The 16731-nt window shown below is 40.4% G+C and carries 21 protein-coding genes; 10 read left to right on the forward strand and 11 right to left on the reverse strand.

The genetic code is table 11. The features are described from left to right. Positions 1–72 precede the first annotated feature (72 nt). The 4 genes from NM125_RS02975 (at position 73) to NM125_RS02990 (ending at position 5424) form a co-directional block, all read left to right on the forward strand. Positions 73–1386: a TraM recognition domain-containing protein gene (locus NM125_RS02975; RefSeq protein ID WP_255132709.1), complete on the forward strand. Its 1314-nt coding sequence runs from the start codon at positions 73–75 to the stop codon at positions 1384–1386. Positions 1387–1397: 11 nt separating this feature from the next. Next, entirely contained in the window at positions 1398–2159 is a 762-nt protein-coding gene (locus NM125_RS02980) for a hypothetical protein (protein ID WP_255132711.1), read from the forward strand. Between the two features lie 225 nt (positions 2160–2384). Beyond that, positions 2385–5063 (forward strand): MobF family relaxase, encoded by a 2679-nt coding sequence (gene mobF, locus NM125_RS02985; RefSeq protein ID WP_255132712.1) that lies wholly within the window; start codon positions 2385–2387, stop codon positions 5061–5063. Further along, positions 5047–5424: a hypothetical protein gene (locus NM125_RS02990; RefSeq protein WP_255132714.1), complete on the forward strand. Its 378-nt coding sequence runs from the start codon at positions 5047–5049 to the stop codon at positions 5422–5424. Before mobF ends, NM125_RS02990 begins: the two co-directional genes overlap by 17 nt. Before the next feature lie 3 nt (positions 5425–5427). Here the strand turns inward: NM125_RS02990 and NM125_RS02995 are convergent, their stop codons facing one another. Further along, on the reverse strand, positions 5428–5706 hold the full coding sequence (locus NM125_RS02995; RefSeq protein WP_255132716.1) for a hypothetical protein: 279 nt from the start codon (positions 5704–5706) through the stop codon (positions 5428–5430). Then, positions 5703–6890, reverse strand: a complete 1188-nt coding sequence (locus NM125_RS03000) for a hypothetical protein (RefSeq protein ID WP_255132717.1) — start codon at positions 6888–6890, stop codon at positions 5703–5705. Before NM125_RS03000 ends, NM125_RS02995 begins: the two co-directional genes overlap by 4 nt. Positions 6891–7027: 137 nt before the next feature. Here NM125_RS03000 and NM125_RS03005 point away from each other — a divergent pair, with 137 nt between their 5' ends. After that, positions 7028–7318: a hypothetical protein gene (locus NM125_RS03005; RefSeq protein ID WP_255132719.1), complete on the forward strand. Its 291-nt coding sequence runs from the start codon at positions 7028–7030 to the stop codon at positions 7316–7318. Here NM125_RS03005 and NM125_RS03010 read toward each other — a convergent pair. The 4 genes from NM125_RS03010 to NM125_RS03025 form a co-directional block, all read right to left on the reverse strand. Further along, a complete protein-coding gene (locus NM125_RS03010; RefSeq protein WP_255132721.1) occupies positions 7301–7519 on the reverse strand; it encodes a hypothetical protein in 219 nt (72 codons plus the stop codon). The two genes, NM125_RS03005 and NM125_RS03010, sit on opposite strands and share 18 nt — an antisense overlap. Next, positions 7516–7752, reverse strand: a complete 237-nt coding sequence (locus NM125_RS03015; RefSeq protein ID WP_255132723.1) for a hypothetical protein — start codon at positions 7750–7752, stop codon at positions 7516–7518. The genes NM125_RS03010 and NM125_RS03015 overlap by 4 nt, the downstream gene beginning before the upstream one ends. Positions 7753–7848: 96 nt before the next feature. Beyond that, entirely contained in the window at positions 7849–8352 is a 504-nt protein-coding gene (locus NM125_RS03020; protein ID WP_255132724.1) for an antirestriction protein ArdA, read from the reverse strand. Positions 8353–8385: 33 nt separating this feature from the next. Then, positions 8386–8586, reverse strand: a complete 201-nt coding sequence (locus tag NM125_RS03025) for a hypothetical protein (protein ID WP_255132726.1) — start codon at positions 8584–8586, stop codon at positions 8386–8388. A 536-nt stretch (positions 8587–9122) separates the two neighbouring features. On the opposite strand from NM125_RS03025, the gene NM125_RS03030 reads away from it, so the two are divergent. The 5 genes from NM125_RS03030 to NM125_RS15860 are packed head-to-tail and all read left to right on the forward strand — an operon-like array spanning position 9123 to position 11592. After that, positions 9123–9518, forward strand: a complete 396-nt coding sequence (locus tag NM125_RS03030) for a hypothetical protein (RefSeq protein ID WP_255132728.1) — start codon at positions 9123–9125, stop codon at positions 9516–9518. Then, entirely contained in the window at positions 9515–10357 is an 843-nt protein-coding gene (locus NM125_RS03035; protein WP_255132730.1) for a hypothetical protein, read from the forward strand. The genes NM125_RS03030 and NM125_RS03035 overlap by 4 nt, the downstream gene beginning before the upstream one ends. 19 nt (positions 10358–10376) lie before the next feature. After that, complete coding sequence (locus NM125_RS03040; protein ID WP_255132731.1) at positions 10377–10865, forward strand: heavy-metal-associated domain-containing protein; 489 nt, start codon at positions 10377–10379, stop codon at positions 10863–10865. Between the two features lie 24 nt (positions 10866–10889). Then, positions 10890–11369, forward strand: a complete 480-nt coding sequence (locus NM125_RS03045) for a MerR family transcriptional regulator (RefSeq protein WP_255132733.1) — start codon at positions 10890–10892, stop codon at positions 11367–11369. Positions 11370–11382: 13 nt separating this feature from the next. Continuing rightward, on the forward strand, positions 11383–11592 hold the full coding sequence (locus tag NM125_RS15860; protein WP_284700145.1) for a GDCCVxC domain-containing (seleno)protein: 210 nt from the start codon (positions 11383–11385) through the stop codon (positions 11590–11592). 4 nt (positions 11593–11596) lie between these two features. Here NM125_RS15860 and NM125_RS03050 read toward each other — a convergent pair whose 3' ends face one another. From NM125_RS03050 to NM125_RS03070, 5 genes are read right to left on the reverse strand one after another with little or no spacing between them, the layout of a single operon-like run. After that, positions 11597–12028, reverse strand: coding sequence for a YybH family protein (locus NM125_RS03050; protein ID WP_255132735.1), 432 nt, complete (start codon positions 12026–12028; stop codon positions 11597–11599). A gap of 11 nt (positions 12029–12039) precedes the next feature. Then, the gene (locus NM125_RS03055) at positions 12040–13119 is read right to left on the reverse strand and encodes a DUF2231 domain-containing protein (RefSeq protein WP_255132737.1); all 1080 of its coding nucleotides are present in this window, start codon (positions 13117–13119) and stop codon (positions 12040–12042) included. A gap of 8 nt (positions 13120–13127) precedes the next feature. Further along, entirely contained in the window at positions 13128–14342 is a 1215-nt protein-coding gene (locus NM125_RS03060) for a permease (RefSeq protein WP_255132739.1), read from the reverse strand. A 27-nt stretch (positions 14343–14369) separates the two neighbouring features. Further along, entirely contained in the window at positions 14370–14711 is a 342-nt protein-coding gene (locus NM125_RS03065; RefSeq protein WP_255132742.1) for a P-II family nitrogen regulator, read from the reverse strand. Positions 14712–14727: 16 nt separating this feature from the next. After that, on the reverse strand, positions 14728–16728 hold the full coding sequence (locus NM125_RS03070; protein WP_255132744.1) for a copper-translocating P-type ATPase: 2001 nt from the start codon (positions 16726–16728) through the stop codon (positions 14728–14730). Positions 16729–16731: the final 3 nt, after the last annotated feature.

Genomic DNA, 16731 nt, shown 5'->3' on the forward strand with positions numbered 1-16731 from the left:
ATTGGGTCTGGTAAGTCTTCGGGGTCTGGTGCAACACTGGCTAAAAAGTATCTCTCCCTTGGTCTTGGTGGATTGGTTTTAACGGTTAAGCCTGATGAGAAAAACACATGGGTTGAATACTGCACCCAAACCAACCGCTTAGATGATCTCATTATCTTAGAAAAGGATGGTGAATACCACTTCGACTTTCTTGATTATGAGTACAATCGGTCGGGTGATGGCTCCGGCATTACCGATAATATTGTGAATGTTCTAAAGACGGTTATACATGCCGGAAAATCAGAACAAGGTCAGATGGCTAATGAAGGGTTCTGGGAAGATGCTCTTGATATGCTTTTATTCAACGTGGTTGATCTGTGTGTGCTTGCTCATGGCAAGCTTAAGATTGATGATCTGTACATTGCGGTTCAAAACCTTCCTAAATCTAAATCTGATGTTGTCCTACCAACATCAGATGCTGATGATCCGTTTGCTCAACTACTCTATCAGGCCAAGCTGAATGTTGCTCGTCAGGCCGAACAAAGAAAGCAGATATTTAAGAAGAATAATCCTGATAAAAGTTTTGATGTTAAGTCCGATAAAGGCTTGGCCTCTTTTAAAAAGGTCATGCATTATTTCATGTCTGACTTTCCGGGCTTAAGTGATAAAACTCGCTCGGTGGTTGAACACTCTTTTTTCGGTTTACTGTTTCGTCTGATCCGTGAACCGATTAAAAGTTTAATCTGCTCCTCTACGCCTAACTTTTCTCCCGATGATTGTTTTAACGGTAAGATCATCCTGATTAATCTACCGATTAAACAGTTCGACAAAGTCGGTCGAGATGCTCAAATATTATTTAAATATGTCTGGCAAAGAGCGATGGAGCGCCGGACAACTAATAACAATAAGATGCCCGTTTTTCTCTGGGCTGATGAGGCTCAAAATTTCCTCCATGAACATGACATTGATTATCAGGCCACCGCTAGAAGCTCAAAAGTTTGTACCGTCTATTTGACTCAAAATCTGCCGAATTATTTTGCGCATTTAGGAGGGCGTTCTGGTGAGTTTCAGGTCAAAAGTTTTCTGGGGACAATGGGGACTAAAATCTTCCATGCCAATGCCGACATGGAGACAAATAAATACGCTTCTGATTTAATCGGTCAACAAGAGATTTGGAAGGAGAATAAAGGCTCACAATTTGTCGGTGGATTTACGATGTCAGAAGGCACATCTCAGGACAGAGATTTTGTTATTCATCCCGAAGATTTTACAGCCATGAGAACGGGTGGACCGATCAACAAATATCTGGTCGATGCCAGGATTCACAGGCAAGGCATGCCGTGGTTTTCTACAACAAGAAATGACAGAAAAATCTCCTTCAAACAATTTATCAATAACAATAAATAACGAGGTACATCATGAAGCAAAAATCATACTTCAAACAAGTGTTCAGACGGACAAACTTTAAACTTGGCTTTCTGTCATTTTTCTACAGCATATGTTCAGTTCCCCGACTTCTCCTTGAGGTCTTTATCCGAAAAAATATGGGGTCAAGATATTTCAGTTTTGGGCTAAGTATTATTCTCTTTTTACTCTTTCTCATCACGCTATTATTTAGTGCTTTCTCACAAGCGGCATCCTATTCAGCTCTTGGTAGTAATGGCTACGGGCTTGGTATATTTGGGATACTCTTTTTTGTCTTTGCTAATAAACGTCGATCAGAAATCAACAGTGACCCGACGCATGTCAGCTTTGATGAATTCAGTTTGTCCACAGGTGAATTGACGGGTTGGTTTAAGTCAAGAAAAGAGAATGGAACAAGTTTACGAAGGATTGAAATCTGGTTTGAGCCCCTTCCCTTTTTTATTGGTGGTTTGGTATTAATGTTTATTCCATTTACTCGAATACTTGGACTCCTTCTTCTCCTTTCCAGTGTGCTTTATTCACTGAGTTACATGGGCGCTTATGCGTTAGCCAGAGATTTTATCATGGATAAAATTGATGAGAAAATTGCCGGAGAAGAAATGGGACAAGCTCTTAAATCTGGTTTCGCCGGACATGAAGCCAGAGGCTTTACAAATCGCTCCCCCATACCAACCGATCAAGAGCATAGAGATCAGCTCTACAATCTGATTTTAAAGCGAGATAAATCAGGTGAACCAACAGCCGTTGCGCAATAAAAATTAAAGAGACATGACAGTGCGTAAACGCCTGTCTCATCTTTCCGAAGCACTGCTTAGGGGAGATGTCTGATAGAATTGCGCACTGCATAACCTTACGCACTGTCATAAGTCAATCTAACGCACTGCACGTTACGCACGAACACCGTATGAGCGTAGGAAACCTGTGATGTTTATCCCATAAATAGACCTTCACTCTAGAGGGAATATCACCGAGAAAATATTATGATACGAATGTTTCAAAGTCAAACTGTGGAGCAGGCTAAGACCTACTTTAACGAAGCTCTCAGTAAGGCGGATTATTACATTGATGACCAGGAATTGAACGGACGCTTTCATGGAAAGCTGTCCGCTCGTCTTGGTATTGAAAATGATATTGTTGAACGCACTGTCTTTCACAAACTGTGTGATAACATTCACCCCATCACGGGGGACAATCTAACACCTCGAACGGTTGATAATCGCCGGGTTGGATATGACATTTCGTTTCACTGTCCAAAGTCTGTCTCCATCCTTCACGCCTTCGGTGATGACGACAGAGTTTTGGATTCCTTTAGAAAAAGTGTTCATGAAACAATGCGAGAAATGGAAGCTGATATGCAGACCAGAGTTCGCATTGATGGACAAAATCATGACCGAGATACCGGGGAATTATTATGGACAGATTTTATTCATCAAACGGCAAGACCGGTTGATGACCATCCCCCTGATCCGCATCTGCATTGTCACTGTTTTACCTTTAATGCGACATGGGATGAGACCGAACATCGTATTAAGGCCGGACAATTTCATAACATCAAAAGAGACATGCCGTGGTACCAAGCCAGGTTCCAAAAAAGGTTAGCCGATAAACTGTCTGAACTGGGTTATGGGATACGAAAAACGGGCAGAAGTTTTGAGGTGTCAATCGTTCCCCAAAAAGCGATTGAGCACTTCTCAAAACGCACCAATGCTATTGGTCAAACGGCTAAAGAATTAGGCATTACTGATCCAGAAGAACTCGATCAATTAGGGGCGCGCACCAGAGGCAAAAAACAATCCTCACGATCAATGCCTGAGCTTAAAAAATCATGGGTCGGGCAGCTGAAAAATGTCGGCATAGATCACCACCTAAATGAAGAGATTGAAACCACGCTCCCAGACCTGAATTCAGGTCAATGTATTGACCATGCTTTGAGTCATTCATTTGCTAGAAAATCGGTTGAACGAGACCGTAGAATTTTGGCTGAAGGATACCTGCATGGTATCGATTCAAAAGCCGTGTCATTGGATGACATTGACCAAGCATTTGAACAAGATGATCGGGTATTCAAAGTCCCTGATGGGAAAGATAAATTATGTACCACTATTCCCGTGCAAGCGGAAGAAAAACGCATGGTTAAATTGGCAAAGGATATGCGAGGCACTGTCAATCCAATCAGCCCGATTATGAATGAAACCGTATTCGAGAATTTAAATGATGAACAAGCGGTTGCCGTCAAACATATCCTCAAATCCAACGACCGTTTGATAATGGTACGTGGTGGTGCGGGAACGGGTAAGACCACCATGATGAAATCGGCTGTCAAGCTCATAGAAGAGACTGAGAGACGTGTCTATGCCTTTGCCCCGACTGCGGACGCCTCACGGGACATGTTGCGCTCTGAGGGCTTTGAAAAGGCTGATACCGTTGCTCGGCTTTTAAAAGATGACAAGCTACAATCAGAGATTAAAGATCAAGTCATTTGGATTGATGAGGCCGGAATGCTTGGTACAAAAGATATGGGTGATATTTTAGAGTTAGCTGATGATCTGAATGCCCGGGTGATACTGACCGGGGATACTCGTCAGCACACGTCAGTCCAACGTGGTGATGCCATGCGTATCCTAAGACAGGTGGCAGGGATTCCAATCCCCTCTGTAAACCGTATCTATCGCCAAAAAGGAAAAGAATATCGTGAAGCTGTTGAGGCCATCAGTTCAGGGGATATATCAGGGGGATTTGATAAACTGGAGTCATTGGGATGTATTGAAGAAATTGAAACCAATGACGTCTCAAAACAATTGGCCAATGATTATTTACAAGCCCAAAAAGAAAAGCGTTCTGCACTGGTGATCTCTCCCACCAATGAACAAGCTCAACTGGTAACGGATGGCATAAGACAAGGATTAAAAAACAGTGGTGAATTAGAAGACAAAGATCGCCCCTACTCTCGATTGAAAAACCTCTACTATTCGAATGCACAAAAGAAAGACTGGCGTTCTTACTCTAAAGGTCAAGTTGTTCAGCTTCATCAGAATATGCCGGGATTGAAAAAGGGATCACAAGCCACAGTCAGTTATGTCGATGATAAGAACGTTAAGATCGCCCAAGATGGTCAGACGCATTCACTCGATTTATTCCGCCCTGATGATTTCGATGTTTATAAATCTTTTGAGATTAATCTCTCTAAAGGTGACCGTATTCGCATTACCAAGAATGGCTTTGATAACAATGGCCGTCGCTTGAATAATGGTAAGATTTTGGAAGTGGACAGCTTTAGCCGTCAGGGTGATATTCGATTAAAGACGCCAAATCGCAGAAATGGCACTGTGTATGAAATTGATAAAGGTTTTGGCAATTTCAATCATGCCTATTGTATTACTTCCTATGCCTCCCAGGGCAAGACAGTAGATCGGGTATTGATTGCTCAACCCTCTGCCACCTTCCCGGCCTCCAACATGAAACAGTTCTATGTTTCAGTCTCTCGTGGCCGTGAGGCTGTCAAAATCTATACCGATGATAAAAAGGATCTTCTGCAAACGATCCACAAAGAAGGTGACCGTATGTCAGTCCATGAACTTGAAGAGTTAGATCAAGGTCGTACCCAATCCAAAACAAAAACCATCACACCTAATAAAGGAGATTATGAACCGGATATCTAAAGAAATACTGGCCGAATTGGATGGTCAGGATAAAGAAGAGTTAGAAGAAAAGGGTTTTAAGTCCGGTGATGTCGGAACCATAGATTTTATCAAACAAGATGGCACTCGCCAGATGTTTCCTTACTCTCAACTCATCACAACTTGGACAGAAAAGTCAGATGAGCATAATCTTATAAAGTTATTCTTTTCCACCCACCACGTATCATTAAAAGGTTTCAATCTAAGCACTCTTTATGAACTTATCAGACAGCAGAACTTGGAAATATTGATTGCCAGAGATGAACGGTATTTGAATACTTCAAAAGACAGTCAGCCATATGTTATTGGCATTGAGATTGAATGGAAAGGAGAGAAAGAGTGAGTATTATTGAGGAAAAAAGCTTTTGATAAATTTTGAAACCTTACCTTTGCCTGTATTAGAGCTTTTAGGCAAATGCATTTTACTCCCATGTAAATTTGCTAAATAGTATAAAATCCTTTTTGCATTTCTATGCTTTTGAAGCAACAAGATATGATCGTCTGGTAAAACCGCACCATATCTTCTTTCTTTTTGAAGGTCTGATAGATCAGAAATTTCTTCCTCTGTTAAAATAAGCTCCTCAGGATCAATAGGTTTTTCTAACTCTTTTCTATTCTTCTTCATTCTTCTTCTTGTTTTGAAGTGCTCGGTAATTCTTCTTCCGGTTTCGAGGAAACATGCGAAGAAATTGCTTCTTTTTCTACTTCGCATTTTAGAAGATTCCTTTCAATCATCCGTTTATATATGATTGCATGGTTGGCAAACACATATGAAATATTACACATAATAAATATGATAAAGTTGCGAACTCGTTTGTCAATTACTAAGCCGTCCTTAATTAACTCAATATTTAAAACTCCAATAAATTCGTCTTTATCAATTATTGGAATACTTATAATGCCAGTTATTGTTTCTCCTATTTCATTAAAATAGTTAATTACTCGTTCTGATGGAGGATCAAACAAGGTAATATGATCGTTTTCTTCGACGTATTCTTTTGTTTTAATAGATACATCATCAAAACGTTTATGAAAGGCATTACGATCCAAATCTTTCAGGTTTGAGTAATATCTTGCATAATGTCCGATAGATTTAAATAGATTATCTCTGACTGTAAAACCATTTTTAATAATTTGAAATGCTATTTTAGGCGCAATAGGAAGAACATTTTCGATCTTCTTTGCAACATTCAGATATATTGATTTGTATTCTTCTGGTCGGTCATATCCCCCCAGACCAACAAGTAATAATCTTCCAAATATTGACTCCTTACCTGAGTAATGGTCAGCCCCACTGACTGGATTGTAAGGTTCATCAGCTTTAGCATTACTGTATTCTAAAATTCTTGATATATCTTCTTCTGAAAATTCCGAACTGTAATAAATCATTAGATTACTTGAAACGGAAATGTTTGAATAAAGTTCTGAGTCGATACTTTGAAAAAGCTGCTTTAAACTGACTTCTAAAGTGGTTGCTGTTTGAGTAAAATTTTCACGCCACTTTTCTGGAGTAATGTCATACTGCTCGATTGGGCTAGTTTCATTCAAGGCTACGTAAAACTCAAAAGCTTTTCTTGAATAATAAGGGTGATCCGCCTTTTCTTGTTGTGATCTCCATAGACATAGTAATCCGCAACCAACGACCACAGCGGATATAGAAAACAATATTGTATCATTAGCAATAATATCCTTAAACACACCTAAAACAGGTATAAGGATGAAATAGCTACTTGATAAGAATTTGTAATATAATATCTCCCTATCTCGGTCCTCCTGCTCTTTTGAATTCCACTCAATAAAGTCAGCCATAGTTTATAATAATAGAAAATTTACTATCTCAATTTATTGGAAGTAAGCACCTAATAAAAATTCATTTTTTTCGTGACATACAGCTAATAGATGCACTAGCATGAACTATGTAAATATATACCAAGGTTGTTGAGCGAATGTCTGTAGGAAATCAAATAAATCAATTTTTTAAGAATCTGAAAGAGTTAGTGAAGCCAAAATTAAGCTCCCAAAAACAGATAAATAGTAGCCAAATAGACAATGACTCTCTTACTCTAAGAGAAAAAATTCAAAGAGATAGAGCAAGAGGTGTAAGCACTATTGGTCATTACAGAAAACGTTCCGAATTTATTGTTGAAAAAACTGAACGCTTTCTTGATGAAGAGGCACGACAAAGAGGCTTTAAAAGAAACCGTGATCTTAAACCTCTCTCAAACAGCCACAATTAAAGTAATCAATAGCCCCATCTGAACAGCAAAGGCCATATAAATTCTATTGAGAATTCTTACTTCCAACTTTGCCAGAGCAGTTTCTAAATCTTCATTATCCAAAAGACCATTAGTCCGAGCCTCAATAACTCGGACAATGGCTTTGATCTGTTTTTGAGAAAACTTGGCGTTTCTCAGAATATGTTCTGGTGAATAACTCACGGTCTCATTTCTTGGCTTTTCACTGATTTTGAAGTCTTATTACTTTGTTCATCAGCTTCACGCACAACCAATTCGACATTGAATCCAAAGAATTCAATTTTCTGGGTCAAACCTTTTTCATCTTTGTGTTCCCAAGCGGCTCCGACCTTTTGCCAGAACTGCTCACCGTCTTTGTTGTCCTTTATAAAAAAGACATTGTGCGTTGGTTGTTTACTCTGTCCATTATCAGACATATTTCACTCCTTTGTTTGTGGGTAGATGCGAAATATGTCACAGAGCGTCATAGTTGACTACGCACATAGAAAAAGCCCGGTTTCCCGAGCTTTTATCTAATTGATGAACAGATGATGTTCATCATGTTCTGTTTGAATGGAATAAAACTCACCATTGAGTTCCATGTCTTGAGCCATAGAGTCATAGTCGATATAGTATTCCAAGCATCGGGGAATATCATAGCATCCAGATGTTAGCTCTTCTGCATAATCAGAGAGGCTTTCATAGCAACCAAGATAGTTGTCTTCCAATACCTCTTTCGCTTTATCAATATCACCATGAATATCTAAAAGCTCTGCGCCAAGGATATCATGCTCTTCAATGAACAGTGCAAATTGGCTGAGTTTCTCTGGCGGATAACCACTTGGATCAAAACCACAGAAATATTCAAAGTCATGGATTTGCCACTCTTCAGCCATTTCAATCGGTGAGGCTTTTAGCATCTTTTGGATATCTGTTTCGATATCCTCCGGATCATTTGCACAATCAATCCATGAACCATGAAGTATGCCGTTATTGTAAGAGGCTAAACAGGCTACATAAACACAAGGTGTATTCATCGTTTTATCCTTTCTTGAAAAAGGAAGAGAGCACTAAGCTCTCTCCTGTTTATTGTTGTTTTCACGGACAACCAATTTGGTTTCTAATCCAAGTAGGCTAATACTTTGATTTAACCCTTTCTGATCTTTGTGAGTCCAAGCAACGCCAACTTTATTCCAGATGGCATTATCACCTTCACCGGATACGGTATAGATAGTGTGCGTAGGTTTTTTAGTTTGATCGACTGATTTCATAATAAACTCCTTTTCTGTTATTGGTTTCGAAATCGAGAAATGACCAATCCAAAATTAGAGACGAGATGTCATGAGCCACACGTTTAAGCGGGCAAGCGTATTGACATGGAGTCGATTTGGATAAATTGACCCGATTCAGAGAAACCAATGCACAAAAGGACTATCAGAGTCGATCTTGAAAAAATACGCACAGACTAAGGAGATAATAGTGATAAGAGCATCGTCTGTGAATTAATTCATATCACCACTTGACTCTGTACCATACTACAACCCTTATATTGATGATGAGCAATAATCAGAACAGAAAAAAGGAGACATTATGCCATTTGTAAAAGGTGAAATTTATCAATGCCCAGACGATAATTGTGGTTGTGAAGTTACTGTTACCAAAGGAGCCCCGGCTTCTTGCAGTGGCAATCAAAACCCGACCTGTTGTTGTGGAAAAACGATGGAAAAGAAGAATTAGCATAATGAAAGGGCACCGAATTCAGGTGCCCTTTCAATTATTAAGGCATAATATAAAAACAAGACTCAATATGGCTTATCATAAATGGCAACAAAACCTTTCATCGTTCCTTGCTCTTTTTACATCATCAGGAACCTTAATTTGTTGTGCAATACCTGCATTAGTTGCAACAGTTGCAGGGGGTGCTGCAGTTAGCTCAATGATTTCGACAATGCCGTGGTTGGTATCTTTTTCTCAATACAAAGAGTGGATTTTTTTGATAGCCGGAATTATGACTGCTTTAAGTGGCCTCCTGATTTTTTTTCCAAAAGGTAAGGTTGCCTGCTCGATAACAGGTGGACAAGGATGTGACGTTGCTGGGAGATATACCAAAGCACTCTTTTGGTTATCAGTAACTATGATAACCATAGGGGCATTCTTTGCTTATGGATATTATCCCATCTTAAGAGTACTGGAGGGTTTATGATAAAGCTAACAACTCCTTTTATACTCATAATAGCGTTTATTATATCAACACCTGTACATGCTCAGGGTGGTCACGGCCCTGTTTTTACACTGGCAACACCTACCTTGGGACAAGGCGAATTGAGTTTTGATGCAATGGCTATGTCAACCAAACATGACAAACAAGCATGGATGCTTCGCCAAAATTGGCATTACGGGGTAACAGAAGATATTCAGCTAAATCTGTCCATTCCAACAAGTTTAAGAAAAATTGCTGCCCCTCCTCATGGCCGTTTGGGAACGATGATGGGAAGTTATGGTGATTTGGAATTATCTGCCCTGTTTCGCTTCTTTAAAACATATCCTGGTGTTGGCAAACGATTTGAATCAACTGTTTTGCTTGGCGGATCAATACCCACAGATACCAAGAGAGGTGGTATAAAAGTAGGCCCAAGTGTAAACGCCGCACTTGTTACGGGATATGCCTCACGATCATTTTATTTTTGGCTCGGTGGCGGTTATCAATACTACGATAAGAGAGGAAGCGACCAGCTTGGCGATATTAAATATATCACTGGCGTTATCGGTTACCGCCCACCAACTTTTCAGCATGATTATCCCAAACCCGATTGGCGGGTATTTCTTGAGAGTGTCACAGAATGGGTCGGTAGCAGTCAATTGAATGGCAACAGTTTATCTGGTTCTGATGGTATGAAAACGCTGATCGGCCCAAGTGTACTTGGCTTGTTTGGAAAGTGGGGTGTCTCGACTGGAATTATGTTTCCGCTATATAACGATTTTAATAACGGAGCCAATAGAGAAGATTATCGCTTGTCTGTTGTTGTCTCCTATTGGTTCTAACATTTAATAAGGTGCTCTTATGAAAAAACTCATTTTACTTTTACTTACCCTCATTCTGTCATTGCCAATTACCGCAAATGCTCAGCTTCTAAAGGTTGAGCAAACAGTATTTGGAATGGACTGTGCTCCATGCGCCTATGGCCTTGAAAAGCGGATACACAAACTTGATGGCGTTGCTAAGGCTAATGTTAGTTTGAATAAAGGGCTTCTCGAAATTTTCTTACTCGAGAATAATAGCCTTACTCTGTCGGTGATTAGAGACGCTGTTAAAGATAGTGGGTTCGAACCTCAATCTGCCGAAATTACAGCCAAAGGTGTATTAAGAAAAGACAACGAAGGCCGTTTTGTACTGAACGTCTCTGAACAAAGTCAGTTATTGCTTCATCATGACAGTTCATTATTTAATAAACTCAATGAAATGATTGGAAAGTCGATAGTTGTTTCTGGTGAGATAGGTGAAGATTCGAACTCTAAATTAAATGTATTAACCTATACGCTTAATGAGTGACATTAGCTCCTGAATTTAGTGTGATTGGATAAAGAAAGACAAATTATGTGGAATACCCCAGACAATAAATATAGTGATATCACGACCTTTAAAATTGGAGAGGTCGCACGTCGTGCAGATGTTAATAAAGAGACGGTTCGCTACTATGAAAAACGAGGGCTAATCCCTGAACCTGACCGCAGGCGTTCCGGTTATCGGATTTTCACGCAACGGCATATTGACCAGATTAAGTTTATAAAACGCTCCCAAGAGTTAGGCTTTACATTAAATGAAATTCAGGAGCTGCTTGACCTTCGAATGGATGAAGAAACGACCTGTTCCCAAATTAAAACCGAAGCGGAAGAAAAATACCAGGATGTGGTATCAAAAATCAGAGATCTCAAAAGGATCAAAGCTACTTTGACTGAACTCATTGATTCCTGTTCGGGGCAAGGCCCCAAAGGGGATTGTCCGATATTAGAAGCATTGGAAGGTGATAGTGAGACAGGCAAAAAACTGAGATAGATTCTATACATATATGAAAGATATACTTCTGCTATCCACAATTACCTGCCCCACATGCGGTATCAAAAGAGAACTAAAAATGACGGATGATGCTTGCCAATTTTTTTGGGAATGCCCCAGTTGTAAATCGGTTATAAAACCAAATCAGGGTGACTGCTGTGTGTTTTGTTCTTATGGTGATGTACCCTGTCCTCCAATTCAAAAGAAGAAAAATTGCTGTTAACAGGTCATGACCAATGCACCGCTACAATCATCCATTTGCCATTCTCACGCTTTAAAACAGCAAGCTCGAGGCTTGTTCTATCAATTTCCCGGTCATTATAGGTTCCCGTCATCTTTGTTAGAGATGTAACCCAGGCTATATTGCCTTCGGTTTTAATCTTTTGTGACAATTGTTTTCTTTCAATTGCACTTAAAAAACGACCGTCAGAGTGAAAATGGTGAGATAAGTACTGCTCTTTGGTCTCGCTTCCTTGTCCTTCTAAGATCACAACCTCATCGTGAAGTAATTGGGACGCTGTTTCGGTATCGTTTGTAATGATAGCTGTCTTAAAATCGTTAAGTGTTTTTTTGATGGCTGCGTTTTGTGAACTGTCTTGAGCCAAGACTGTCATTGATGTTGAAACGAGTATGATGAGTAATAATGGTATCTTTTTCATGTGTTTATTATTTAGAGTTGAGAAAATTCTATGTTTTGAATTTTGATTGTACCGCTTCCTTTAATTCTCAGACCGACATTACCCTTTTCAGGTGTATCACCATGTCCGTGCACCGCCATTTCTTTATTGATATAACCTCTAAAATGGGTGCCATCGCCAACGGCTCTGATAAATTTTAAATCATCGTTTTGATATGCCTTATCAGCAAAGATTTCGGTTTGGCCGTTCTCAATTCGCCCTTGCACAATCTCGCCGTTGGATGTAAGCGTTACAAAGTCATAGTTTTGGTCATCTTGAAGGTGATGGACAAGTTGTATCTCGCCATTAAAAGATGTGATATCAATATAAACATCAAGTTGGATGTTTTGATACGTAGAATGCGTTACGAACAGATTATCAATTTCTTGTTGAGCAGTAATAGTCAGATACGTTGTATTGTTTTCTATTGAGACAGTAGGATTTAACTGGTCGATATCCCCCTTAATCCAATGGAAGTTTTCTTCAAGATCATTCACCGCACTGGCGCTCATATCCCATATCCAGTCTCCATTTTCTTTCTTGATAAAAGTTGACGTGATACTCGTATCTTGGGTGGCCACAGTTGGCTCAGGATTTGATTTCTCAGCCTCTTCTAGGTACTGTCCGGTTCCTACTCCGTAACCATAGACCATAGTTGCTCCATGCTCTCCGGTTTGGAAGAGAAGAAATAGACCTGGCAGAGCTAGAAGAAACATCAGCATTGGTGTGGCGCTTTGTTTCATTTTATCAACCCAATGCAAAATAAGGCGACAGCAAGAGTAGATAGAGAAAAACAGAACAGTGTATAATGCCCAATCAGCATGATTTGTGAGCACTGACTGTGCTTGCGTTGGTAGAAAAACACTATCTGCTGCTGATTGGCCTGTGAAATAGGTGATAATGGCTGATAGTGAACCAAGGACATAAAGTAATGTTGTCTTTTTCTCATCCCACCATTTTTCAGGAAGAAAAAAAGCGATGAGGTTCAACCCAATAGCCAGTATGAGTATGGCTATAGGAAAATGAACAATCATAGGATGAATATTGGGGGCGTAATCAAATAATTCATTCATGGTAAGACCTAGTTTATAAGAGTTGAGTAGCCGAAGGCGAGAATTCCGACTACATTGATGAGAATAAAGAGAGTAACGGCTGCTTTTTTAATCTTCCCACCACCGTCCATTTGCATATCCATGCCTGAGCCATGATGTTTCTTATGTTGCTTATAGAGATAGATCATGCCCCCCGTTACAAATAGAAAGACCATATTCATCCAGAAAGTGTAGTCGATTTTAAATTGTGTGACATCTTGGACGGCTTTTGCTGAGTCGGGAATAATACCGAAGAAGCTAAAACCTGCGTTAAGGATAAGTGCAGTTGCCACAATACTGACGAACATAATTCCTGCAATGTAAAGAGCCACCTTCCAACCATAGTATTTGGCATTGATATGAACCAGTGGCGGTACCATTAGATCGGAATAGATAAAGCCCATGATCCCGGCAAATAGAACACCGTTTTCATTGAGAACTGTAGCGAGTGGAATATTCCCCATAGAACCAATGAATGTGGCTCCGGCGACGAAAGGTGCGACTAAAGCATTTTCTAAGGTGACCAACCAATCGGGAATACCTGTTGCATCAACCAAAAATAAGCTTGACCAAAAACTTTCCGGTACGAGAACAGCGACAAAACCCGCAATGGTAAAGCCGATCAGGATATCTTCCCATGCCATTTTCCAGTCATTAACAAATTTTTGACCAACCAGATGCCATCCCTTTTTACTGGTGATGCGCTCTTTCCAGTTAAAATCGTCTGACATAGCCTCATCTTCATCTTCCAATTTCTCCCGTGCGTGATGAATCCATTTTTGAGGATAGGTCAGCTTAATGAGAATACTACTGATGAGGATAAGAACCAATCCACCAATAATCTCGGCAAGCAGGAATTGCCATCCCAAGAAAATCATAATTAGAATGCCCAATTCAATGACCAGATTGGTGGAAGCAAACATAAAAGCGACGGCTGCTACAAAATGAGCACCTTTTTTAACAAGTGATCGGGCTGCTGCCAAAGCTGCAAAAGAGCATGAGGAGCTGGCCGAACCAAATAATGTAGATAATGAAATGCTTTTGAAGTCCGCATCACCCATATATTTGGTCATTTTCCCTTTAGGCACGAAGGCTTGAATCATCCCGGATACGAAATACCCTAAGATAAAAGCCCAGCCTGATTTCCAGAAAAACCCCAAGGCTGTCTTTGTAGACTCTCCATAAAGTTGAATAAATTCACTCATAATTTTTTATTGTCCTCATATTTTTATTTATAAAAGTATCTCTGCGCCCTCTTTCCCGTCCCGAATGCGAAGTGCATATTCAATGGGCGAGACAAAAATAATTCCGTCTCCAGATGATCCGGTTGAAGCGGATTGCTGTATAGTCTCTATAATGGGTTGAACGGAAGTTTCCTGAGCTGCAATTTCAATTTTTGTCACTTTAGAATGCATGGCAGGAAATTCCAACGAGCCATGTTCTTTATCTGGGTCGGAGTATTGTCCGGCCCCTTCACCTTTAAAGACCGTGATACAACAATGTCCAGCTGCCCGGAGAGATTTGTAGACATCTTCAAGTAATATTGGGCGTATATAGGCTTTGATAAGTTTCATAACCTTTCTATTTAAGTTAATCTTGCAGTTTTAAAAGACGTGCATTAAAGGCGACAATTACGGTGCTCAACGACATCAACCCTGCGCCAAGTGCCGGGTTTAGGATAATGCCATAGGCATATAAAACCCCGGCAGCCAACGGAATGGCTAAAGCGTTATATCCTGTTGCCCACCATAGATTTTGAACCATTTTCTTATAGGTCAATTTCGCAAGTGCAACGAGTGCAGCTACATCTTTAGGGTTGCTTTTTGTGAGGATAATATCGCCCGTTTCTACAGCTACATCTGATCCTGCACCAATAGCAATTCCGACATCGGCCTGAGCAAGAGCGGGTGCATCATTCACACCGTCTCCGGTCATGGCAACTTTAAGGCCTCGGGATTGCACCTCTTTAATTTTGTCGGCTTTCTCGTTAGGCAGAACTTCGGCAAAGTAGTCATCCAGACCTAGCTCTTTGGCGACATAAGCGGCCGTTTGTTTGTTATCCCCGGTGAGCATAATGCATTGGATTCCCATCTCATGAAGTTGTTTAATAGCTGTCTTGGAGTCTTCTCTGATGGTATCACCAAGAGCTATCGCACCGACAAGGTTGTTTTCAATGATGATAAAGACGACCGTTTTACCTTGAGAGGATAAGCTTTGATACTGGTCATCGGGTTGTTCTATGTCTTGTTCTTCTAAATAGCCTGGACTGACAACTTTGATGGATAGCCCATCCACTTTGCCTTCAATCCCTTTTCCGGTAATGGAGTTAAAGTCCTCAATTTCCAATGATTCATCACTGGCTTTTACAATGCCTTGAGCAATGGGGTGTTCAGAATTTTGCTCTAAAGAGGCTGCCAATTGAAGCAGGCGTTCATCTTCATAATCATTGGTATAGTTCACGATATCAGTGACTTCGAACACACCCTTGGTGAGTGTTCCGGTCTTATCAAAAATAACTGCGCCAAGTTTTCTTGCCTCTTCAAAAGCTGTTCGGTTACGGATTAAAAATCCATTTTGAGCGGCTAAATTGGTTGATACGGCAACAACCAACGGCACAGCTAATCCGAGAGCATGAGGGCAGGCAATCACCATCACCGTTACTGTTCTTTCCAACGCAAAAACAAAATCTTCTGTTGTAAAGGCTGTCCAAACGAAAAATGTCAAAAATCCTGCTCCAAGAGCAATTATGGTGAGCCAAAAAGCGGCACGGTTGGCCAGATCTTGGGTTTTGGATTTACTGTCTTGGGCTTGCTTTACCAGATCAATCACTTGGGATAAGAATGAATCCTTACCGGTACGATTGATCTCAATGGTCAGTGATCCTTCACCATTGAGTGAGCCACCTATCACTTCATCATCCTTACTTTTAGAGACAGGTTTGGACTCTCCGGTCATCAACGATTCATTAACGGAGCTATTTCCCTTTATAACAACGCCATCAGCAGGGATTTTTTCACCGGGTTTGATAAGGACCCGATCCCCGGATTTAAGTTCTTTTAATGCAACATCTTTGGTTGAGCCGTCATCTTGAACCAAGTGTGCTTCAGAGGGCATGAGCTTGGCAAGCTCTTCCAAAGCTTTGGACGCACTCATGACCGATTTCATTTCGATATAATGTCCAATCAGCATGATATCGACCAGAGTGACAAGCTCCCAGAAGAATATTTTTCCCTCCACGACAAAAACAACCAGAGTGCTGTATAGATATGCCACACTAATGGCAATGGCGATTAACGTCATCATCCCCGGTTGCTTTTTCTTAAGCTCGTCAATTAATCCCGTTAAGAACGGCCATCCACCATAAAAGAAGACAATACTAGAGAGCACAAAAGAGACGTAAAGATCACCTGAAAATGATAGTACATCCCGTAAGCCCAGAAACTCTTGGATCATAGGTGAAAGGGCTATAATCGGCAAACTTAAAGCCAGAGATATCCAAAACCGTTTTATAAAATCTTGGGCCATGTGTGCATGATGGTCATGATGATCGTGACCATTTGATTTATCATGTTTCATGTCTTTATGAGACATGTG

The organism is Gracilimonas sediminicola (assembly GCF_024320785.1).
In the GTDB taxonomy this organism is placed as follows: domain Bacteria; phylum Bacteroidota; class Rhodothermia; order Balneolales; family Balneolaceae; genus Gracilimonas; species Gracilimonas sediminicola.

Excerpts from the sequence above, each read along its gene's own strand:
- NM125_RS02980 (WP_255132711.1), top strand. The coding sequence starts at position 1,398 with ATGAAGCAAAAATCATACTTCAAACAAGTGTTCAGACGGACAAACTTT.
- mobF (WP_255132712.1), top strand. The coding sequence starts at position 2,385 with ATGATACGAATGTTTCAAAGTCAAACTGTGGAGCAGGCTAAGACCTAC.
- NM125_RS02990 (WP_255132714.1), top strand. The coding sequence starts at position 5,047 with ATGAACCGGATATCTAAAGAAATACTGGCCGAATTGGATGGTCAGGAT.
- NM125_RS02995 (WP_255132716.1), bottom strand. The coding sequence starts at position 5,706 with ATGAAGAAGAATAGAAAAGAGTTAGAAAAACCTATTGATCCTGAGGAG.
- NM125_RS03000 (WP_255132717.1), bottom strand. The coding sequence starts at position 6,890 with ATGGCTGACTTTATTGAGTGGAATTCAAAAGAGCAGGAGGACCGAGAT.
- NM125_RS03005 (WP_255132719.1), top strand. The coding sequence starts at position 7,028 with ATGTCTGTAGGAAATCAAATAAATCAATTTTTTAAGAATCTGAAAGAG.
- NM125_RS03015 (WP_255132723.1), bottom strand. The coding sequence starts at position 7,752 with ATGTCTGATAATGGACAGAGTAAACAACCAACGCACAATGTCTTTTTT.
- NM125_RS03020 (WP_255132724.1), bottom strand. The coding sequence starts at position 8,352 with ATGAATACACCTTGTGTTTATGTAGCCTGTTTAGCCTCTTACAATAAC.
- NM125_RS03025 (WP_255132726.1), bottom strand. The coding sequence starts at position 8,586 with ATGAAATCAGTCGATCAAACTAAAAAACCTACGCACACTATCTATACC.
- NM125_RS03030 (WP_255132728.1), top strand. The coding sequence starts at position 9,123 with ATGGCTTATCATAAATGGCAACAAAACCTTTCATCGTTCCTTGCTCTT.
- NM125_RS03035 (WP_255132730.1), top strand. The coding sequence starts at position 9,515 with ATGATAAAGCTAACAACTCCTTTTATACTCATAATAGCGTTTATTATA.
- NM125_RS03040 (WP_255132731.1), top strand. The coding sequence starts at position 10,377 with ATGAAAAAACTCATTTTACTTTTACTTACCCTCATTCTGTCATTGCCA.
- NM125_RS15860 (WP_284700145.1), top strand. The coding sequence starts at position 11,383 with ATGAAAGATATACTTCTGCTATCCACAATTACCTGCCCCACATGCGGT.
- NM125_RS03050 (WP_255132735.1), bottom strand. The coding sequence starts at position 12,028 with ATGAAAAAGATACCATTATTACTCATCATACTCGTTTCAACATCAATG.
- NM125_RS03055 (WP_255132737.1), bottom strand. The coding sequence starts at position 13,119 with ATGAATGAATTATTTGATTACGCCCCCAATATTCATCCTATGATTGTT.
- NM125_RS03060 (WP_255132739.1), bottom strand. The coding sequence starts at position 14,342 with ATGAGTGAATTTATTCAACTTTATGGAGAGTCTACAAAGACAGCCTTG.
- NM125_RS03065 (WP_255132742.1), bottom strand. The coding sequence starts at position 14,711 with ATGAAACTTATCAAAGCCTATATACGCCCAATATTACTTGAAGATGTC.
- NM125_RS03070 (WP_255132744.1), bottom strand. The coding sequence starts at position 16,728 with ATGTCTCATAAAGACATGAAACATGATAAATCAAATGGTCACGATCAT.